General features: G+C 67.5%; 19 protein-coding genes. 8 read left to right on the plus strand and 11 right to left on the minus strand.

Going from position 1 to position 18,485, the window contains the following annotated elements; translation table 11 throughout:
* Positions 1-90: 90 nt before the first annotated feature.
* From QCE64_RS29845 to QCE64_RS29855, 3 genes are all read left to right on the plus strand, one after another.
* Positions 91-462 (plus strand): hypothetical protein, encoded by a 372-nt coding sequence (locus QCE64_RS29845; RefSeq protein WP_310007763.1) that lies wholly within the window; start codon positions 91-93, stop codon positions 460-462.
* Between the two features lie 67 nt (positions 463-529).
* Positions 530-964: a response regulator gene (locus QCE64_RS29850; RefSeq protein ID WP_309926010.1), complete on the plus strand. Its 435-nt coding sequence runs from the start codon at positions 530-532 to the stop codon at positions 962-964.
* A gap of 320 nt (positions 965-1,284) precedes the next feature.
* Positions 1,285-1,563, plus strand: a complete 279-nt coding sequence (locus QCE64_RS29855) for a hypothetical protein (RefSeq protein WP_309837826.1) — start codon at positions 1,285-1,287, stop codon at positions 1,561-1,563.
* Positions 1,564-1,693: 130 nt separating this feature from the next.
* Here the strand turns inward: QCE64_RS29855 and QCE64_RS29860 are convergent, their stop codons facing one another.
* Positions 1,694-2,653 (minus strand): chemotaxis protein, encoded by a 960-nt coding sequence (locus QCE64_RS29860; RefSeq protein WP_309819785.1) that lies wholly within the window; start codon positions 2,651-2,653, stop codon positions 1,694-1,696.
* A gap of 343 nt (positions 2,654-2,996) precedes the next feature.
* On the opposite strand from QCE64_RS29860, the gene QCE64_RS29865 reads away from it, so the two are divergent.
* The 3 genes from QCE64_RS29865 (at position 2,997) to QCE64_RS29875 (ending at position 5,421) form a co-directional block, all read left to right on the plus strand.
* Positions 2,997-3,437, plus strand: coding sequence for a CBS domain-containing protein (locus QCE64_RS29865; protein ID WP_309926012.1), 441 nt, complete (start codon positions 2,997-2,999; stop codon positions 3,435-3,437).
* A 131-nt stretch (positions 3,438-3,568) separates the two neighbouring features.
* On the plus strand, positions 3,569-4,570 hold the full coding sequence (locus QCE64_RS29870; protein ID WP_310007765.1) for a diacylglycerol kinase family protein: 1,002 nt from the start codon (positions 3,569-3,571) through the stop codon (positions 4,568-4,570).
* Positions 4,567-5,421 carry a metallophosphoesterase family protein gene (locus QCE64_RS29875; RefSeq protein WP_310007768.1) on the plus strand — a complete coding sequence of 285 codons (855 nt, stop codon included), beginning with the start codon at positions 4,567-4,569 and terminating at the stop codon, positions 5,419-5,421. Before QCE64_RS29870 ends, QCE64_RS29875 begins: the two co-directional genes overlap by 4 nt.
* Here the strand turns inward: QCE64_RS29875 and QCE64_RS29880 are convergent.
* The gene (locus tag QCE64_RS29880) at positions 5,405-5,800 is read right to left on the minus strand and encodes a DNA-binding protein (RefSeq protein WP_310007770.1); all 396 of its coding nucleotides are present in this window, start codon (positions 5,798-5,800) and stop codon (positions 5,405-5,407) included. The two genes, QCE64_RS29875 and QCE64_RS29880, sit on opposite strands and share 17 nt — an antisense overlap.
* Before the next feature lie 104 nt (positions 5,801-5,904).
* Here QCE64_RS29880 and QCE64_RS29885 point away from each other — a divergent pair, with 104 nt between their 5' ends.
* Positions 5,905-6,294: an MAPEG family protein gene (locus QCE64_RS29885; RefSeq protein ID WP_309837833.1), complete on the plus strand. Its 390-nt coding sequence runs from the start codon at positions 5,905-5,907 to the stop codon at positions 6,292-6,294.
* Positions 6,295-6,360: 66 nt separating this feature from the next.
* Positions 6,361-7,035 carry an alpha/beta hydrolase gene (locus QCE64_RS29890; RefSeq protein ID WP_310007772.1) on the plus strand — a complete coding sequence of 225 codons (675 nt, stop codon included), beginning with the start codon at positions 6,361-6,363 and terminating at the stop codon, positions 7,033-7,035.
* On the opposite strand, the gene QCE64_RS29895 is transcribed toward QCE64_RS29890, so the two are convergent.
* The 9 genes from QCE64_RS29895 to QCE64_RS29935 all read right to left on the minus strand — a co-directional run bounded on the left by QCE64_RS29895 (position 7,000) and on the right by QCE64_RS29935 (position 18,417).
* Positions 7,000-7,980: a nucleoside hydrolase gene (locus QCE64_RS29895; RefSeq protein WP_310007774.1), complete on the minus strand. Its 981-nt coding sequence runs from the start codon at positions 7,978-7,980 to the stop codon at positions 7,000-7,002. The two genes, QCE64_RS29890 and QCE64_RS29895, sit on opposite strands and share 36 nt — an antisense overlap.
* Positions 7,977-9,995, minus strand: a complete 2,019-nt coding sequence (locus QCE64_RS29900) for a hybrid sensor histidine kinase/response regulator (protein ID WP_310007776.1) — start codon at positions 9,993-9,995, stop codon at positions 7,977-7,979. The genes QCE64_RS29895 and QCE64_RS29900 overlap by 4 nt, the downstream gene beginning before the upstream one ends.
* A gap of 251 nt (positions 9,996-10,246) precedes the next feature.
* A complete protein-coding gene (locus QCE64_RS29905; protein WP_309819798.1) occupies positions 10,247-10,405 on the minus strand; it encodes a hypothetical protein in 159 nt (52 codons plus the stop codon).
* Between the two features lie 148 nt (positions 10,406-10,553).
* Positions 10,554-13,310 (minus strand): Hsp70 family protein, encoded by a 2,757-nt coding sequence (locus QCE64_RS29910; RefSeq protein WP_310007778.1) that lies wholly within the window; start codon positions 13,308-13,310, stop codon positions 10,554-10,556.
* The gene (locus tag QCE64_RS29915) at positions 13,311-15,188 is read right to left on the minus strand and encodes an Hsp70 family protein (protein WP_309935412.1); all 1,878 of its coding nucleotides are present in this window, start codon (positions 15,186-15,188) and stop codon (positions 13,311-13,313) included.
* A 5-nt stretch (positions 15,189-15,193) separates the two neighbouring features.
* Positions 15,194-15,778, minus strand: a complete 585-nt coding sequence (locus QCE64_RS29920; RefSeq protein ID WP_310007779.1) for a DUF2760 domain-containing protein — start codon at positions 15,776-15,778, stop codon at positions 15,194-15,196.
* A gap of 370 nt (positions 15,779-16,148) precedes the next feature.
* A complete protein-coding gene (locus QCE64_RS29925; protein ID WP_309819806.1) occupies positions 16,149-16,634 on the minus strand; it encodes an adenosine-specific kinase in 486 nt (161 codons plus the stop codon).
* 52 nt (positions 16,635-16,686) lie between these two features.
* Positions 16,687-17,817, minus strand: a complete 1,131-nt coding sequence (locus QCE64_RS29930) for a CmpA/NrtA family ABC transporter substrate-binding protein (RefSeq protein ID WP_309934605.1) — start codon at positions 17,815-17,817, stop codon at positions 16,687-16,689.
* Positions 17,818-17,841: 24 nt separating this feature from the next.
* The gene (locus QCE64_RS29935) at positions 17,842-18,417 is read right to left on the minus strand and encodes an ANTAR domain-containing protein (protein WP_309926028.1); all 576 of its coding nucleotides are present in this window, start codon (positions 18,415-18,417) and stop codon (positions 17,842-17,844) included.
* Between the last annotated feature and the right edge of the window lie 68 nt (positions 18,418-18,485).

Raw genomic sequence — 18,485 nt, forward strand, 5'->3', positions numbered from 1 at the left:
TCATCGCCGGACCGGAGACGGGCGCTCATGCGGCGTCCGCATCGGGCCGGCCGCGCACCGGGCGCCGCGCGCCAACTTGGGGAGAAGGTTTTGGAAGACCACGACGATCTGGACGGCGCGACTCAGACCACCGCCGGAGGACTCATCCGGCTGGCATCGGTCATTGGGACGCTGGCGCGCGAGAGCGCCATCGATACGCGCTTCGGCGCGAAACTCCTGAAGCGTCTCGACAAGGAGGCGCGGCGCGTGACACAGAGCGGTGCGCTGCTGGACGATGCCGAGCAGGCGGCGCTGCTGGGCGCGCTCGGCGAGCTGGATCTCGTGTTGCGCCAGCGCGACGCCGCATCGCTGGTCGAGGCCAACGCTCGCCTGCGCGACACCGAAGCGGCAGCGTCCAGCAAGAAACGCAAGGGCAAGAAGGACGACAAGGCCGCACCGTCCGCCAACGACGACACCGCCTGAATGCTTTCCGCCTGGGCCGGGCTCGATTCGTGCTGCACTGCGGGCATACGAATCCGTCGACTGGCTCATGTCCGTTTCCCTGCATTCCCCCCATTGCGCGCTGTGGTCGCGCCGTAATGTCGACGTGGATCGCGACCAGTGGCGCATCCTGGTCGTCGACGACAACGCCTTCAGCGCCGAAGCGCTTTCTGCCGCGCTGATCTCGGACGGTTTCGACACGCGCTTCGCGCTCTCCGGCGTGGACGCGCTGCACGCCGTCGATCACTGGGTGCCGCATGTCGTCATTCTCGACATCACCATGCCCGAACACGATGGCTACGCAACCGCGCGCGTGCTTCGGCGTATCGCTCATACGCGGGATGCGGTGATCATTGCGTTCACGGCGCTCGGCGAGGAAAGCGTGCGGCCGCAAGGGCTGCCCGCAGGTTTCGACGGCTATTGCCAGAAGGGCAACCCGCCCGGCGCGCTGGTGCATCTGATCGAGCGGCTGGTCGTTCACTGATAACGCCGGAAATCACGTGCGCCAACGTTTTTAACGCACGCTCGTGCGCTAAATATTGTTCCGTCCCCGCCGAATGAAGCGTGCGGTGATAGAACATCTATTCCGGCTTCAATCCCTTACGCTGCGAGCCGCTGCGCGGTTTCAGCACGATTGTGCGGCCAGCGATTGTTGGCATTCCACGAAAACTGTATTGAAACCAATGGGGATAAAAAAGCGATAGTAGGGGTATACACTGCATTTCATCGACGTAGCAGACAGTTTCTCGCAAGACCGCTGCGGCGCTTTCTGATTGAACGTCAACCGTCTTTGGAGCACACACCATGAAACGCAATCTTCTCGCTACCCTGCTTATCGCTGTTTCCGCCGCTGTCGCCGCCCCCGCGTTTGCAAGCGGCTACGGTCCGGCTCCGTTCTACCGTCCGGCTGTCGGCGCGCCCGCTTCGCAGCAAGGCCCGAGCGCACAAGCCATTGCCGCTCAGGAAAACGCCAACGGCGTGAACACGACCGCTTTCGGCGGCTCGCGTGAATCGCTGGCTCAATCGGGCAATCGCGCCCAATCGAGCAACAACAACGCGCAATCGGTTTTCTTCGGTCACTGATCGAACCGGTCAAGCCTGGCGTACCGGCCAGGCTGACGGTCTGAATGAATTTCGGCGCCCGGCGGCGCAGACTCACGAGGTCTGCACCACCGGGCGCCGATCGTTTTGGGAAACGCTTTTCAGGCCGGCGTCACGCGGCCCGGGCGAGGGCGCCGCGCATCACGCTGGCCAGCTCGGACGCCTCGAATTTCGACACATAGGCATTCGCGCCGACCTTGCGCACATGCTGTTCGTTCGCTGAACCGGACAGCGACGAATGGATCACCACCGGAATGTGCATCAGGCCGCTCTCGGCCTTGATGCGGCGCGTGAGCGTGAAGCCGTCCATCTCCGGCATTTCGAGATCGGTGAGTACAAGCGCGATCTGATCGGCGACTTCGGTGCCTTCCTTCTGCGCTTTCTTCAGCGCGGCTTCCAGCACGTTCCACGCTTCCTGGCCGGTCTTCGTCATGACGAACGGCACGCCCATCGCGGTCAGGCTTTGCTCGATCAGCGCGCGCGCCACGCCGGAATCGTCGGCGGCGAGCACGCGTGCGCCCGGCCTCAGTTGCAGGCGGCCGGTGCTGGCCTCGGTGATGTCGGAGGTCTGTCCCGGCAGCACGTCGCGCACGATGCGCTCGACATCGAGCACCTGCGCGAGGCGCGAGCCGTCGACGTTGCCGTCCAGCCGCGCGAAACTCGTCACGGCGGTGCCCCCTGAGTGCGATTCCGCCGACAGCACCTGATTCCATTCGAGCCGCACGATATCGTCGACTTCCTCGACGGCGAAGCCTTGCGTCGTGCGCGCGAATTCGGTGACCAGCAGGATTTTCGGACCGTTTTTCGGACGGCAACCGGTGATGCGCGCAAGATCGATGACCGGAATGATCTGGCCGCGGATATCTGCGACGCCGAGAATCTCTTCGCTCGATCCGGCGACGGCCGTGATCGACGGCATCGCGAGAATCTCGCGGACCTTGAAGACGTTGATGCCGTACAGTTCGCGCTGCTCCGAGCCCGGCGCCTCGCCAAGCCTGAAAAGGAGCAATTCGAACATGTTGCTGCCTGCGAGCCGCACGCGCTGCTCGATATCCTGTTGTGAAGTGCTCACCTGTTCTCCCTGAGTGGCGCGTCGCGCCGCGTTGCCGTCCTGTATGCCGCATCCGGCGATGATTTCCGCCGGGTGTCTGAATAGCGGCACGCGTCGCGGAAACTGAAGGAAGACGGTGCGCGGCCTTTGCACGATGCAGGCGGCGCGTCACATCGTTGATCTATACTTTTTTCCGAATGGTCGGGTTAATGCCGATGAGGGCGTCGCGCGCGAGGCTTTAGGCTCTTGAAAGGCGCACAACAAGACCGTCGCCCAGAGACAGCATCGTTTTCCGCGTACAACAATGCGCACCACGCCGGCACGATGCGCCGGCAGACCGCGCGAAGCCAGTCGGAGGCGCTCGATGGCAACAGTCGCACAGGTACTGAGTTCGAAACCCGACCAGACGGTCTTTACGGTGGCCGCCACGGCATCGGTCTTCGATGCCATCAAGATGATGGCCGACCGGCATATCGGCGCGGTGATCGTCACCGAGGGCGACGAGATCGTCGGCATCATGACCGAGCGCGACTATGCGCGCAAAGTCGTCCTGATGGACCGCGTGTCGAAGCAGACGCCGGTGCGCGACATCATGACGTCGCAGGTGCGCTACGTGCGCCCCGACCAGACCACCGACGACTGCATGGCGCTCATGACCGAAAAGCGCATGCGCCATCTGCCGGTGATCGACGGCGGCAAGCTGGTCGGCATGATTTCGATCGGCGATCTGGTGAAAAACATCATGGCCGAGCAGCAGTACACCATCCAGCAGCTCGAGTACTACATTCGCGGCGAACACACCTAAGCTGCCGCATCCGGACTGTAAGCCATTCGTTATAATCGGCAAGCCGCCGCGCACCTGCGCATCAGGCGCGCGGCGGTTCTCCGTGTCCATCGCGCACGGGAATCGCAACGAAACCGCGAGGAGCGCTGCCGATGACCCCTACCGTTGCATCCCCATCCGTCACGTCGGCCGAAACGGCCATCACCCTCGCTCCTGACGCGCCGTTCTTCATCGTGATGAACGCGGGTTCCGGCCGCAAGCTCGTCGACGAAACGCGCGCCGTACTGGAACGCGAACTCGGCGCGGCGGGGCGCCGCTTCGAACTGCGCGTCGTCGAGGATCCGCGCCGGCTGCAAGCCGTCGCGCGTGAAATGGCAGACACGGCGCGCGCGCAGGACGGCGTGCTCGTCGGCGCGGGCGGCGACGGCACGCTCTGCACCGTCGCGCACGCGGCGCTGGACGCCGGCTGCCCGTTCGCGGTGCTGCCGCGCGGCACCTTCAACTATTTCAGCCGCGATCACGGCATTCCCGCCGACCTCGAATCCTCCACGAAACTGCTGCTCGCCGCGCGCGCGTATCCGACGCAGACCGGCTTCGCCAACGGACGGATGTTTCTCGTCAACGCGAGCCTCGGGCTCTATCCGCGCCTGCTCGAAGACCGCGAAACCTACAAGCAGCAGTTCGGCCGCAGCCGGCTGGTGGCGCTGTGGTCGGCGCTGTATACGATGCTCAAGCCGCACCGCCATCTGCGCCTGCATCTCGAACACGAAGGCCGCACGACCGAGTTGCGCTCATCGACGCTCTTCGTCGCCAACAACCGGCTGCAAATGGAGCAGATCGGCATGCCCGATGCCGCGCGCGCACTGGAACAGGGTTTGCTCGCAGCGCTTGCGCCGCGGCCGGTCGGACGGCTGATGCATCTGTGGCTGTCGCTGCATGGCGCGGCGGGGCGTCTCGCCGATTCGGATCACGTGACGAGCCTGACCTTCGAGCGGATCGTGGTGACGCATCCGTCAAAGAAGCGCAAGCTCGTCAAGATCGCCACCGATGGCGAGATCACGCGGCTGCAACTGCCGCTGGAATTCCGCGTGTCCGACCGGCCGCTGCTCCTGCTCAAACCCGAGCCCGAGGTGGCGGAAGCGAATCGTTCATGACCTTGCTGTTGCAGATATCGGATCCTCATTTCGGCACCGAACGGCCTGCGGTGGTCGCCGCGCTGCTGCATCTGATCGAAACGTTGCCGCCCGATCTTGTGGTCCTGTCGGGCGACATCACGCAGCGCGCGCGCCGCAGCCAGTTCGCGGCCGCGCGGGCGTTCGTCGACAGGCTCGGGGCCACGCCCACGCTCGTCGTGCCGGGCAATCACGACATTCCGCTGTTCAATCTGCTCGCGCGTCTCTGCACTCCCTACGCCAACCATCAGCGCGCGTTCGGCGCGGACCTCGAGCCGAGCTTCGAATCGGCGGCGCTGCTGGTGCTCGGCGTCAACACGACGCGCCCCTGGCGGCACAAGGACGGCGAAGTGTCGATGGCGCAGATCCGGCGCGTCTCGGCACGGCTGGAAGCGGCGCAGGCCGAACAGCCGGCGCAGTTGCGCGTGGTGGTCACCCATCAGCCGGTGGCCGTGACGCGCGCGCAGGACGAGACGAACCTGCTGCACGGACGCGAGCGCGCTGTGACGCGCTGGGCGCGCGCGGGCGCGGACCTGATTCTCGGCGGGCATATCCATCTGCCTTATGTCCTGCCGCTGCACGATACCTTCGCCGGTTTGCCCCGGCGCATGTGGGCGGTGCAGGCGGGCACGGCGCTGTCGAGCCGCACGCGCGGCACCATCGACAATTCGGTGAACCTGATCCGTCATGACGCCGCCGCAAGCGGTGAGCGCCGGACCACGGTGGAACGCTGGGACTATTCTGAGACGCATGGCGCGTTCGAGATGATCGCGCGGCACGATCTGGCGCTCGACGGCGTGCTGCCGCCGGCCGTGGTCACCCAGCCTGGATGACCAGTTCCGCGAAGCCGGTGATGGCATCGGGTTCGCGGGTGTAGCGCTCTTCGGGCAGATGCGCGACGACGAGCTCGACCGTCGTCCGCACGATGCAGCCCGGCGCGACGTGCCCGCCGATGACCCGGCCGTCGGCATCGGAGATGCTCATGTGCAGGTGCGGACCTTGCGCGGAAAGCGAACCGGCCAGCGTCAGGATTTCCAGATCGCCCTGCAACGCGGCGATGTCGTCGCGGCCCGCATAACGGATCCGCGCGACACTCAGGCTGCCGATGCCCTGCAGCACGAACGCAGCCGAAAGCCCGCGCGACTGGAAGGCGTCATCGAGCGCGGCGCGCAGGTCGCAGCCGGGCGAGAGGCGGAGGGTCAATGCATGCATGACGACGGGACGAGTAGAGCCGGACCGTATTCAAGGTAACACGCTCGCGGATCGCGATGGCATGATGGCGCGACCCGTTTTGGGCATTCATCGATGGAGGCGCCGTGAGTTTCGAACTGACGATGCTGGCATGGACACTCGTGCTCGCGCTGGTGCAAGTCTTGCTGCCAGCCTTCGTACGCAGCCGCGAAGTGGGGCTGCGCTACAACGCCGGCCCGCGCGACGCTCCCGCACGGCCGCCCGGCAGGCTCTCCGGGCGGCTGCTGCGGGCCCAGACGAACCTTTTCGAAACCCTGCCGATCTTCGCCATCGCGGTGCTGATCGTGCACGTGACCGGGCGCGAGAACGTCCTGACGCATTACGGCGCGCTGGCCTACTTCGTCGCGCGCCTGGTGTACGTGCCGCTATACGTGGCGGGTGTGCCGTTCGTGCGCTCGCTCGTGTGGCTGGTGTCCATCGTGGGGATCGTGCAGATTCTCGTGCCGATCGTCTAGCCGCTGTCCCGCTGCCCAGCAGCGCATCCAGGCAGCCCGCGTATTCAAGCCATGGAGTGCCGATCAATGACCGACCAACCCGCCACTATCGAAATCGAAACCGCGCCGGATCCGCGCTTTGCCGTGATCCTGATGCACGGCCTCGGCGCCGATGCCAACGACTTCATCCCGCTCGTGCCTGAGCTGCGCCTCGCCGATGCCCCCGCCATCCGCTTCTTGTTTCCGAACGCGCCGGAGATCGCCGTCACCGCGAACAACGGCTATGTGATGCGCGCGTGGTACGACATCCTGTCCTTCGAAGGCGTGAACCGGCGTGTGGACGAGTCGGGGATCGAGGCATCGGTGGCGCGGGTGCGCGAGCTGATCGCCGAACAGAACGCGCGCGGCATTCCCACTGAACGCATCTTCCTGGCGGGCTTCTCGCAGGGCGGCGCGATGACGTATCACGCCGGCCTCACGCATCCGGAGCGGCTCGCGGGGCTGATCGTGCTGTCGGGCTACATTCCGTCGGAAGGGCTGATCGGCGAAGCCTTGAGCGAGGCGAACCGCACCATACCGATCTTTGCCGCGCACGGCACCTTCGATGACGTCCTGAAGCCGAGCCTCGGCGAACAGGCCTGCGAGTTCGCGCGCGAGCAGGGCTGCGACGTCGAATGGCATGCCTACCCGATGCCGCACTCGGTCTGCATGGAGGAAGTCGAGGCGCTACGCCAGTGGCTCGGCGCGCGCCTGGTTGCTTAAGGTCGCGGCGAAGAGTTCCAGCACGGCGTCCGCGTCCACGCCGATGCATGCGTCGCAGGCCGGACGCGTGTCCCACTCGGGCGCGGGCGCGTGCATCGAAGCGGGCTTCTGCACGGTGAGGCCGGCGGCGATGCCTTCCGTCAGCACACGCACCGGGCCGCGCCGCGTCACGTAGCATTCGCGCGCCACGACGAAGGCCGCCGCCGAATAATCGTGCGCGTAGATGCCGCCCGTGACGCCTTCCTCCGCATGAAAGCGCTCGTAGAAGCGGGACACGTCCCACACGAACCGGCCCGCGTCGCCGGCGTTGTCGCGCAGCGCGGCCAGGAAAGCGGTGGTCATCACGGTTTCGTGCGTCACATCGAGTCCGGCAATCGACACCTTCCAGGGCGCGCCGAACACGATGTCGGCGGCATCGGGATCGCCGTGCATGTTTGCCTCGGCGGCCGGCGTGACGTTGCCGAGCGCGCCATGGATGCCGAACGCGCCGCCCATCACGACGACCTCGCGCACCAGCGTCGCGATGCCGGGATCCAGTAGCAGCGCGAGCGCGAGATTGGTCAGCGGCCCGACCGCGAGCAGCGTGATCTCGCCAGGATGCGCCCGCACTGTCTCGACCATGAAGCGATGCGCTTCCCGCCCGTCTTCTTTCCCGGAACCGCCATCCCGCTCGATCTCCCCAAGCCCGTCCTTGCCATGAATATGCGGAATCGGCAGGGGCGCGGGCCGCCGCAGCGGCGCCGCCGCGCCGCGCACGACCGGCACGCCCGGCGCGAAGCGCTGCGCGAGATAGAGCGCGTTGGCGGTGGTCGTGTCGATATCCGCGTTGCCGAACACGCTCGTGATGCCCACCAGTTCGATATCCGGATGCAGCGCCTGGAACACGAGCGCGATGGCGTCGTCGATGCCGGGATCGGTGTCGTAGATGATCTTGTGCAGCGTCATGCGGCGTCCGCCGTCTCGTGAAGCGGCAGCAGCGCGAGCATGCCGCGCCGCAGTTCGGCCGGGCTGACCGGCTTGCTCAGCACGTCCTGGTCACAGGCGAGCGGCACGATGCAGGCCGCCGGCTCGCCGGTCACCACGAGCACGGGACACGGCCGGCCGAGCTTCGCGGCGCCGAGCATCGCCACCTGGCGGGCAGTGCGGGTGTCGCGCAGACGGAAATCGGTAATGATGAGATCGGGAAAACGCTCGATGTCGCTCAGGATGTCCTCGTATTCCTCGAAGGTCGCCGCCGAATCGAACAGCACGCCCCACTGGGACAACAGCGCTTCCGTGGAGGCGCGCACGAGCCCGTCGTCTTCCACGAGCAGCACGTAACGCCCCTTCAGCTGCGCGGCTTCGGCCGCTTCCGAGCGCGCCGGCGCGCGCGCCGACGGCTTGTCCTGCGACGGCCCGCACAGCGGCATTTCCAGCGAGAAGCGCGAGCCGCGTCCCTCGGTGGACTTGAGTTCGATCCGATGCTGGTCGAGCATCGACATGACCGCGTTGACGATCGACAGTCCGAGGCCCAGCCCCTTGTCGCGATCCTGCTCGGGATTGTCGACCTGGAAGAACGGCTGGAAGATGGCGTCGAAATAATCGGCGGGAATGCCGATGCCGTTGTCCAGCACGTCGATGCGCGCGCGCGTGGCCGAGCGCACCACGCCGACGATCACGGTCGGCCGGGTCGACTTGCTGGCGTCCGCGTACTTGATGCCGTTCGAGACCAGATTGGCGACCGCGCGCCCGAGCCAGTGCGCATCGCTGCGCACGCAGACCACTTCTTCCTTCGGCAGCCGCAGGCGCAGCTCGACGCCCCGGCTCGTCGCGAACGGCCGCAACTGCTCGGCGGCTTCCTCGACGATCTGCCGCACGTCGAACACGTGATAGCGCGGCACGACCCGTCCCGATTCCAGCCGCGACAGATCCAGCACCGCGTTCAGCAGCCGCGCGAGGATCACGGAGGAACGGCCGCAATCGTTGATGAGCCGCTCGGCCTGGTCGAACTCGCCGTTGCGAATGGCTTCGGCGGCGGCCTGCAGGAACAGGTTGAGGGCATGCATCGGCTGCCGCAGGTCGTGGGTCGCGGCGGCGAGGAAGTTGGACTTGTCGCGGCTCGCGGTCTGCGCCGCGATCATCTGCTGTTCGCGCAGCGCGAGCAGCGCGTTGGTCTTGTTTTCCTGATCCTTCTTGGAAATTTCCAGCTCGCGGTTCTTGCGCCCGAGCGAGCCGTTGGCGGCACGCAGTTCGTCGTTCAGCGAGGCCAGCGCGCGCTCGGAGCTGTAGCGTTCGCGCGAGACGCGCTCGGCGTGCGTGCAGACGCCGTGTCCGACGATCAGCACGTTGAACATATAGAACAGGCCGGCGAAGAAGTCCTCGGTGTTGAGCAGGTGGATCGTGATCTGGCACAGCACGACCGAGGCCATCGTGATGGCGCCGGCCGTCAGCGCGACGCGCGAGCGCAGGTAGAAGAAGCTGAACTGGAAGAACAGCGCCAGATAGAGGCCGATGAAATACTGCGTGTAGTTATAGGGCGCGGGGGTGATCGCGACCATCGTCAGGATCAGGCACAGCAGGCCGTAGATGCCGGTGAGGATGACGCGCTGCGCGTTCGCATGCGAGCGGAACGACGGCCGGAGCACCAGCGCGCCGACGAAAATCAGCAGCGCGACGCCCGCGAAACGCAGCGCGAGGATGTCGGCGAGGCGCACGTTGAGCGCCTTGTTGCCGCGCACGAAGCTGAAGTCCCACCAGAGGAAGCACGTCCAGATGACGAGCGCGAGCAGCGCGGACGCGCGCCGGAACGCGCAGAAGCGCTGACTGTGATCCTCGAGGAACTGGGCCTCGAGAGCGGGATCGGAGAACGGCGCCGGGATCGCGAGATTGCGCACCAGGCTCGCGACGGCTTCGCGGGCGGCCGCGGACAGCACTCCTGGGGTACGCACGCCGGCGGCGCGTTGCGGTACGGCCATCTTCATGCTCGCTCTGGGATGGGGGACTCTACTTTAGGACAATGCAGTCATACCAATACGCCTTTTTTTAGCCAACAACCGTTATATCCGGCAAATATTGCGGTTTTATGGGTCTTTTCAGGCGGGGTATCGGGGGATCAGGCAGGAACCGGCGGGGTCGAACAGCGAGCGCCGCGAAGGCCGCGCCCGCCGTGTCGAAGGATAGCCACAGGAAATGCCCCCCGCGCGATGAAGAGGGCGGATCGTGCGATGACCGCTCAGGACTTCGGTTTTGCCTTGGTGGTGCGCTTGGTGACCTGCATCTCTTTTGCGCCTGCGGCCTTGGCGGGCGATGCCTTGGTGCCGGCCGTTTTCTTGCGGCTCGACATTTCAGTTTCGGCGGGTTGCTGAGCTGAAGCCTTGCGTGGGGATGGCATGATGACCTCCTTCAGGACGTGTCCGGATCGACACACTGATAACCATAGGCGGCGCTCCGCCGCTATTCAAGACCTGGCGCGGCTGAAAACGCTTCTGATGACGAAGCATTTCGGTCTTGCTCCCACCGAAGCGGTTCAACGAAGCAGTTCAACGAAGCAGCTTGAGCCCTGCCGGCAGCGTCTCGCCGAACACACGGCCTTCGTCCGCGCGATCCAGTTCCACCGTCTCGCGGACCATCGCGATCCACGACTGCGCCGCGTTCATCGCTTCGAGGCGCTGGATGACGGCGGCGCGCGTCTCGTCGGGGAGATCGCGCGAGCGGTCGCCAGTCATGCGGGCGATCTGCACGGCGGCGAACGCGGCGGGATCGACCTTCTTCCAGTCGAGCGCGAGCAGGGCGTCCAGCCAGTGTGCAGCGACATCGGGCGGCACCACGCCGTGCGCGCTGCCGTAGAACGGCTGGCGCGCGCCGATCCGCCCCAGCGCCCACCAGCTCTGGATGTTCTCGGAAGGCTTCTTCAGCCGCGTGAGCAGCCATTCGCCGACCTCGATCTTGCGTTCCACCGGCACGCGTTCCAGCGACGCCGCGAGCCGCACCATGTCCTCGTAGCCCGCGCGCGCCGCGCCGGCCGCACGGCGGTAACGGCTCGTGCCGGGCGGCTGGAGCACGAAGGCCATGTCGTCCAGCAACCGCAGCTGGGCCGCTTCGGACAGCCCGCCGGCCGCGCGCCGCCACAGCGTCCACCACTCCGACCAGATCTGGCTTTCGTTGCTGTACTGGATGCCCTGGTCGAACAGCGTCCATAGCTGCTCGACGCGCCAGTCGTCGAGCGGATGGCCGAAGCCCGGCCGCATGCAGAAGCCCGTCAGGTTGAGCCACAGGCGTTCGTGATCGGCGCTGCGCCGGCGCTTCTTCGCGCGCTCGAACAACGCGCCGAAGAGCTCGCGCAGCAGGGCGATGTCCCAGGTATCGCGCGTGCCGAGCGCGTGTTCGAGCTGCGCGCGCAGGCGCCTCACTTCCTTCGGGCCGACGTCCTGCGAACGCGCGCCAAAGGTGCGGTCGATCAGTTCGACAGCCTTCGGCAGCGCCGGATGCGTGACCGCGCCCGCCGGCTCGGCCGGCGACGTCTCATGGCGCAGCTGGAATTCGAGCAGCCAGCGTTTCGACGGGTCATCGACGGCGATGCAGTGCATCTCCAGCGTGCCCACTTCGGTCAGCGAGGTCGTCAGCTGCACGGCGGTGTCGCGGGGGCGGGCCGGGTCGCCGGCGTGCGCATCGATGACGGTGGCGATCGGCGGCAGCCGCACGAAGTCGGCCGATGCGCCGAGGTCCGCAAGTTCGCCCGCCTGCCAGGCCGTCTCCGCCACCGACGACGCCAGGTGGAACCGCACCGGCGCGCCGAGCGTCAGCGCGAAGGTGCGATCGGCGAGATGCACCGGCTGGTCTTCCTCGGTGCCGCGCGGCAGCACGCAGACGCCGCGCGTGCTGTCGGGCGCGTTGTCGAGCAACAGGAAGAAGCTGCGCGCCGAGCCGCCGCCGATCTTCGGCGCATGCCCCGAGCGCGCCAGCGCATAGGCGACGGCGCCGCGCGCAACGGCCACATCGGGATCGGCGTTTTCAAGCACGTTGACCGACGCGCCGCGCCAGTCCGACAGCGTCCGGGCGATGCGCCGCGACAGCGGCCCGGCGCGGAACACGCCGCCGTTCAGCAGCAGCGTGTCGGGAATGGCGAGGGCGTCGGCGGGCAGGTCGAGCGCCTTGCGCGCCTCGCCCGCATGCTGGCCGAGAAAGGCCGCGACGTGCCGCGTGATGGCCGGATCGCTTGCATAGGGCAAGCCGAATTCCACCAGACCGCCGCGTGCACGCCCCGGCCGGTCGCTCGCGGTGACTTGTGGGAAGAAGCCATCGACGATGATCTGCCCGATCTCGTCGCGTGTGATCTCGACGGAACGCGCCCCGCCGATCAGCTTCGAGCCCGCGCCCAGCAGCGTCACCGCGACGGACGCGGGCGCGTCCTTGCCGAGCAGTTGTTCCTTGGCGGCCCGGCAGCGTTCGACCAGTTCCGCCATGCGCGCCGCCGAAAGCCGCGCGGTATCGCCCGTCAGCCGCCTTTCGACGAGATGGGCGAGCGCCAGGTCCATGTTGTCGCCGCCGAGCATCAGATGGTTGCCCACGCCGACGCGCGTCAACACCGGCTCGCCGTCCTGCATCGCGACCTGGATCAGCGTGAGGTCGGTCGTGCCGCCGCCCACGTCGACGATCAGCACGAGGCGTGTCTGTGCAAGTTCATCACCAAGCGTCGCGCGATGATGGAACAGCCAGTCATAGAACGCGGCCTGCGGTTCCTCCAGCAGGCGCAGCGAGGTCAGCCCCGCCATGCGCGCCGCTTCGAGCGTGAGGGCACGCGCGCCTTCGTCGAACGAGGCGGGCACGGTCAGCACCACGTCCTGGGCGTCGAGCGGCGCGTCCGGAAAGCGCTCGTTCCACGCGGCGTGCACGTGCGCCAGATAGCTCGCGCTGGCGATCACCGGCGAGATCTTCTCGACATCGTCGCCCGCGCCCCACGGCAGAATGGGCGCGAGGCGATCCACGGCGCCGTGCGACAACCAGCTCTTCGCGCTCGACACGAGCCGTCCCGGCGCCTGCGCGCCGAGCTTGCGGGCAAACTGGCCGATGACCGCGGCCGCTTCCATCTCGCCCCACGGCAGGTGCAGGTCTTCGCTGCGAAGCTCGCCCGGCGCGTAGTGATAGCGCAGCGACGGCAGCAGCGGCAGCGCCGCGACCTCGCCCGGAGCGACGAGCTGGTCGATGCCGAACACGCGCACCTCGTCCGAGCCGGCCGCCGCATACGCGACGACCGTATTGCTCGTGCCGAGATCGATGCCGACGCTGAAACGGGACACTTACAGGCCCATGCCCTGATCGACGCTGGCGTTCGGACCGCCGCGCACGTCGAACTCCACCTTCCAGCGTTCCGACGAACCGCGCGGAATCGCTTCGAGTTCGAGCGTGCCCGCCTCGGTCACGCGGGCGTGCAGCTTGACCGGCACGACTTCGCCGGGCGTGCGGCCTTCCGACGGCAGCGAGGCCTCGATCTCTTCGAGTTCCTGGAGCTCGTCGGGCTGCCAGAAATCGAGCAGCGTGCCGACCTGGTCCTGGCGCCGCACCGATGAGCCGAAGAAGCGGAAATGCACCGGCTCGCCGACGACGAGACCGAATTCCTGCGCGGGCAACGCGGCGTCGGTGCCTTCCTCCATGCCGAACGGCGCGACGCACAGCGCCTGCACCGGCGGTTCGAGGCCGGGCACGGCGGGCATCGCCGATTCGATCGCCACGTAGTACGCGCGCGCCGTGCCGCCGCGAATCCGCACGCCGCGGCCATGCCGGACGTAGCCGTAATAGGCCGCGCCGCGCGCGACCGCGAGGTCGAGGTCCGCGCCTTCGAGCAGGCGTGCGGCGGGCGCGTTTTCGGCGGCGAGCCACTGATTGAGCGTGGCCATCACGCGGTCCACCAGCAGCGGCGACTTGAACACGCCGCCATTGAACAGGACGACGGTCGGATGGAGCATCGTCGCGCCCTGCGGCGCCTCGCGCCGGAGCCCTTCGACTTCGGCAAGCGCATTCACCTGACGGCCGAGGAAAGCCGCCAGATGACGCGTGACGGCGGCGTCCTGCGCATAGGGCAGGCCGAGTTGCGTCAGGCCGACACGTGCGCGCGACACGGGACGCGCCGCGGCGTCGACTTGCGGGAAGAAGCCTTCGAGCAGGATCTGGGTCAGCTCGGCGCGCGTGAGTTCGGTGCGCAGCGAACCGCCGATCAGCTTCGAGCCGCGGCTCGGCACGACGAGCGGCACGGCGTCGGCGGCGGGATCGGAGAGCAGGGTTTCCTTGGCCGAACGGCAGGCGTAGGTGAGCGCGCGCAACTGCCACGGATCGGGCTGCGTGCCCTGCGCCGCCAGCTTCCGGGCGACGGTATGCGCGAGCGCGAGGTCCATGTTGTCGCCGCCGAGCAGGATGTGCTCGCCGACCGCGACGCGATGCAGTTCAAGATTGCCTTCACGCTCGACCACGGCGATCAGCGAGAGATCGGTCGTGCCGCCGCCGACATCGACCACGAGGATCACGTCGCCGACCTTCACCTGCTTGCGCCAGCCGCCCGCCGACTTCTGGATCCAGCTGTAGAGCGCGGCCTGCGGCTCTTCGAGCAGCGTCATGCGCGTATAGCCGGCGGCCGCCGCGGCTTCGGCGGTGAGTTCGCGCGCGGCGGGATCGAAGGACGCGGGGATCGTCACGGTGACGTCCTGCTGGCCGAACGGCGCGTCCGGATGCTGATGGTTCCACGCTTCCCGCAGGTGCGTCAGATAGCGCACCGAGCTTTCCAGCGGCGACACGCGCTCGACTTCCTCGGGGGCATCGGCGGGCAGGATGGCCGCGCGGCGATCGACGCCCGGATGGCACAGCCAGCTTTTTGCGCTGGAGACGAGGCGGATGGGCGTGCCCGCGCCCCGGCTGCGCGCCAGTTCGCCGACGATGAAGCGGCGTTCCTGCGTCCACGGCAGCGTCATGTCGCCGGGCGCGAGTTCGTTTTCGTGCGGGAGGTAAAGAAAGGAGGGCAGCAGCTCGCGTTCTTCGGCGGCGCCGGGCGCGGTCAGCTGCGCGACCGGCAGCACGCCTTGCGCGGTCTTTTCGCCGTCGCTTGCGCTCATGTCGACGTAGGAGAGCGCGCAGTGCGTCGTGCCGAGATCGACGCCGATCGAATAGCGGGCGCGCGTTTCGTTCATATCGCTCACAGTTCCACCTCCGCCGGCGCGACGATGCTCGCATCATGGGACGGCGCCAGCTTCGGCAGGCGCGTGTCCTCGACCTTCCAGCCGCGATGGCTGATGCTGCCGCTGAACGGCGCGCGGCCGACGACATTGCCGGTCAGGCGCACGGCTGCCGCGTCGAAGCCTTCCTGCAGCGTGATGCGGCTGCCTTCGGCTTCACTGCGCACGGGGTTGATCGTGAAGTGCTCGCGCAACACGGCGCGGCAGCCGTCGTGCACGAGGCGGGCGGCAGCGCCGATATCGGCGTCGCTGTATTTGGCGATGTCTTCCTCGACGAAATCGACGAAGCGCGCGTCGCGTTGCAGCAGCGCGAGCAACTGGAGCGCGGCGACCGGGCTGGCTTCCTTCAGCGCGGACGGCGCGGGCTGCACCGGCGCGGCGGCGGGCTGCGGCGGCTGCGGGGCGGCGGGTGCCGCTTCGGGCGCATGGGGTGCGTCGCGCAGGCGCTGCACGCGGCCGGCGAACGCGGCGTTGCCCAAGACGCCGAAGAAGGCGCCGAAGGCAATGCCGATCCTGCCGAAAAAGCCTGGGTTCATGTCGGTCATGTGATGCTCCTGTAGGCCGCGCGAGGACGACTCCGATCCTCGGGCGGCGCGGGTGGCCGGTGTTGGGTGCCGTTGGGCGAAAGGTGCCGGAATGCCCGCAGGTTCGTGCTCCGTGCGCCTGCGCGAGCAGTCGGCATGCCTTCGCTGCGAAGACGACGGGACGAAACAGGGGACAACGCGGGAAACCTGGCAAACGCGCGCGTGGTGCGTTCACCGAATTCCGCTATTTTCCATGATGTCGCGCCCCGGCTGGAAAAACGCGCCTGAACGCGCAGGCGCGCGAGACGCCCCGGGCTGCAGCGGCGGGCCTCATTCTCGCGATTTGCGCGGCCAAGTCAAGGCGCGGCGGGGCTTTTCGAACGTCGGCAGGTCAGAGCTTGTAGCCGATCTGGCGCAGCAGGTCCTTGCGCCATTGCACGTCCTGCTCCGCTTCCACGCCGAGCGGCGGCAGGCCGTCCACCACGCCGACGATGCCGCGCCCCTGATCCGTCTGCGCGACCAGCACCTGGGTGGGATTGGCGCTCGCGCAGACGATCCGGCAAACCTCGGGCACCGCCTTGACGGCGTTGAGCACGTTCACCGGAAAGAAACCATCGCCGAGCATGATGATGAAGCTGTGTCCCGCGCCGATGGTCAGCGCATTGCGCGCAGCCAGATCGACGAGATTTTCGTCGGTCCCCGACGTGCGCACGAGCCGCTTGCCCGATGCCTCGCAGAACGCGAGTCCGAAGCGGATGCCGGGCACCGCGCCGACCAGTGCCTCGTGCAGGTCCTCGACCGTCTTGATGAAATGCGACTGGCCGAGGATGAAATTCGTGTTCTCGGGCTTGTCGATGCCGATCGCGAGCAGTTCCATGGCGTGTCTCCCGTGCGCGCAGGAACTTCCATGGTAGGCGCTCCGGCGCCGCTCACGCGCGGATTTCGAAGCCCGCGAGATACGCCGCGCTGTCGCCGCCGTCCCACACGCGGCCGTCGCAGAAGGTGGCGGCGCGCCGCTCGCCCGGTATCGCGATGCCGGCCGCCTGCGCCGCCTCGCGATACAGCGCGGTCTGGTTGACGGCCGCGGCGAGGGCGGCGTCGTCGGGGGCGCTGTCCAGCATGCCCCAGCGCCGGTACTGCGTGATGAACCACTGGCCGTCCGAGAGGCGCGGATAGTTGACCGCGCCGCCATCGAAGAAACGCACGGGCAGCGCGTGCGCATCGCCGCCATGGGCCACCGAGAGACGCGCCTCGATCAACCCGCGCGGCACATCCAGCAGTGACGCCGAGGCCAGCGCCTCCGCGATCTCCGTGCGGTGCGCGGGCGCATCGAGCCAGGCGCAGGCGTCGAGCATCGTGCGCACCAGCGCGCGCGCCGTGTTCGGATAGAGCGCGGCGAAATCGCGCCGGCACGCCAGCACCTTTTCCGGATGGTCCGGCCAGATCTCGCTCGTATAGGCCACCGTGCGGCCCGCGCCGTGCGCCTCGGCCACCGCGTGCCACGGCTCGCCCGCGCAGAAGCCGTCGAGTTCGCCGGCCGCGAGCGCGTCGGCCATGCGCGGCGGCGGAATCACCACGCTGCGCACGTCGCGCAGCGGATGCAGGCCGTGCGCCGCGAGCCAGTAGTAGAGCCACATCGCGTGGGTGCCGGTCGGAAAGGTCTGCGCGATGACGGGCGGACGGCCAAGTGCCTGTAACGCTTGCTTGATGCTTGCGCCGTCTTCGATTGCATCGGCGAGCGCGCGCGACAGCGTGATGGCCTGGCCGTTGCGGTTGAGCACCATCAGCACGGCCATGTCCGCCTGCGGTCCGCCGATGCCCAGCTGCACGCCATACACGAGGCCATAGAGCGCGTGGGCGGCATCGAGTTCGCCGGAGAGCAGCTTGTCGCGCACGGCGGCCCACGACGGCTGGCGGCACAGTTCGAGCGTGATGCCATGACGCGCGCCGAGTTCGCGCAACGCGGCGACGGCGAGCGGGGCGGCATCGGAGAGCGCAACGAAACCGAGCCGCAGATGCGTGCGTTCGGGCGTGGAGAGAGGGGTGTCGGGCGGGTTCATGATGGTTCTTGAATGCTGTATCGGTCAGCGCAGCAGGTCGGCCATGGCGAGCAGCTGGCGCGCGATTTCCGCGACCTTCACGCCCTGATCCATGGCGCGCTTGCGCAGCGCGGCGTAGGCGTCGTTCTCGGACATGCCGCGCTTGTCCATCAGCAGGCGCTTGGCGCGGTCGATGACCTTGCGCTGCTCCAGTTCGTTTTCCACTTGCGCGAGCCGCAGGCGCAATTGTTCTTCATGGGCGAAACGCGCGAGCGCGACCTCGATGATCGGCGCAAGACGCGCGCTCGCGAGTCCTTCGACCGAATAGGCCGTGACGCCCGCGCCCACGGCCGCGCGGATGAATTGCTGGTCGGCGTCGTTGCTGAACATCAGCACGGGGCGGGGCGCCGCCTTGTTCATCACGGCAAGCTGTTCGAGCGTGTCGCGCGACGGCGAGTCGGTATCGATGATGACGACATCGGGTTTCTGACTCTCGACAGCCGCATGCAGCGCCGAGGGCGCGGCGACTTCGGCGAGCATGTCATAGCCCATGCGCGCGAGCTGCTCGCGCAGGTCGCCGATGGGCTTGTCGGTGTCGGTGACGAGGAGAACGCGCAGCATGCGGGAAGCGGGAGACGGGGTCATGCGAGGAACGGCGATGGCGGCCGCGGAGACTTCAACGACTTTAA

Source organism: Caballeronia sp. LZ043, from assembly GCF_031451075.1.
Classification (GTDB): Bacteria; Pseudomonadota; Gammaproteobacteria; order Burkholderiales; family Burkholderiaceae; genus Caballeronia.

Coding starts and splice junctions, on each gene's coding strand:
- QCE64_RS29930 (WP_309934605.1), bottom strand. CDS start 17,817: ATGAACCCGCCCGACACCCCTCTCTCCACGCCCGAACGCACGCATCTG.
- QCE64_RS29905 (WP_309819798.1), bottom strand. CDS start 10,405: ATGCCATCCCCACGCAAGGCTTCAGCTCAGCAACCCGCCGAAACTGAA.
- QCE64_RS29870 (WP_310007765.1), top strand. CDS start 3,569: ATGACCCCTACCGTTGCATCCCCATCCGTCACGTCGGCCGAAACGGCC.
- QCE64_RS29855 (WP_309837826.1), top strand. CDS start 1,285: ATGAAACGCAATCTTCTCGCTACCCTGCTTATCGCTGTTTCCGCCGCT.
- QCE64_RS29890 (WP_310007772.1), top strand. CDS start 6,361: ATGACCGACCAACCCGCCACTATCGAAATCGAAACCGCGCCGGATCCG.
- QCE64_RS29865 (WP_309926012.1), top strand. CDS start 2,997: ATGGCAACAGTCGCACAGGTACTGAGTTCGAAACCCGACCAGACGGTC.
- QCE64_RS29920 (WP_310007779.1), bottom strand. CDS start 15,778: ATGACCGACATGAACCCAGGCTTTTTCGGCAGGATCGGCATTGCCTTC.
- QCE64_RS29850 (WP_309926010.1), top strand. CDS start 530: ATGTCCGTTTCCCTGCATTCCCCCCATTGCGCGCTGTGGTCGCGCCGT.
- QCE64_RS29900 (WP_310007776.1), bottom strand. CDS start 9,995: ATGAAGATGGCCGTACCGCAACGCGCCGCCGGCGTGCGTACCCCAGGA.
- QCE64_RS29935 (WP_309926028.1), bottom strand. CDS start 18,417: ATGCTGCGCGTTCTCCTCGTCACCGACACCGACAAGCCCATCGGCGAC.
- QCE64_RS29915 (WP_309935412.1), bottom strand. CDS start 15,188: ATGAACGAAACGCGCGCCCGCTATTCGATCGGCGTCGATCTCGGCACG.
- QCE64_RS29925 (WP_309819806.1), bottom strand. CDS start 16,634: ATGGAACTGCTCGCGATCGGCATCGACAAGCCCGAGAACACGAATTTC.
- QCE64_RS29875 (WP_310007768.1), top strand. CDS start 4,567: ATGACCTTGCTGTTGCAGATATCGGATCCTCATTTCGGCACCGAACGG.
- QCE64_RS29880 (WP_310007770.1), bottom strand. CDS start 5,800: ATGCATGCATTGACCCTCCGCCTCTCGCCCGGCTGCGACCTGCGCGCC.
- QCE64_RS29895 (WP_310007774.1), bottom strand. CDS start 7,980: ATGACGCTGCACAAGATCATCTACGACACCGATCCCGGCATCGACGAC.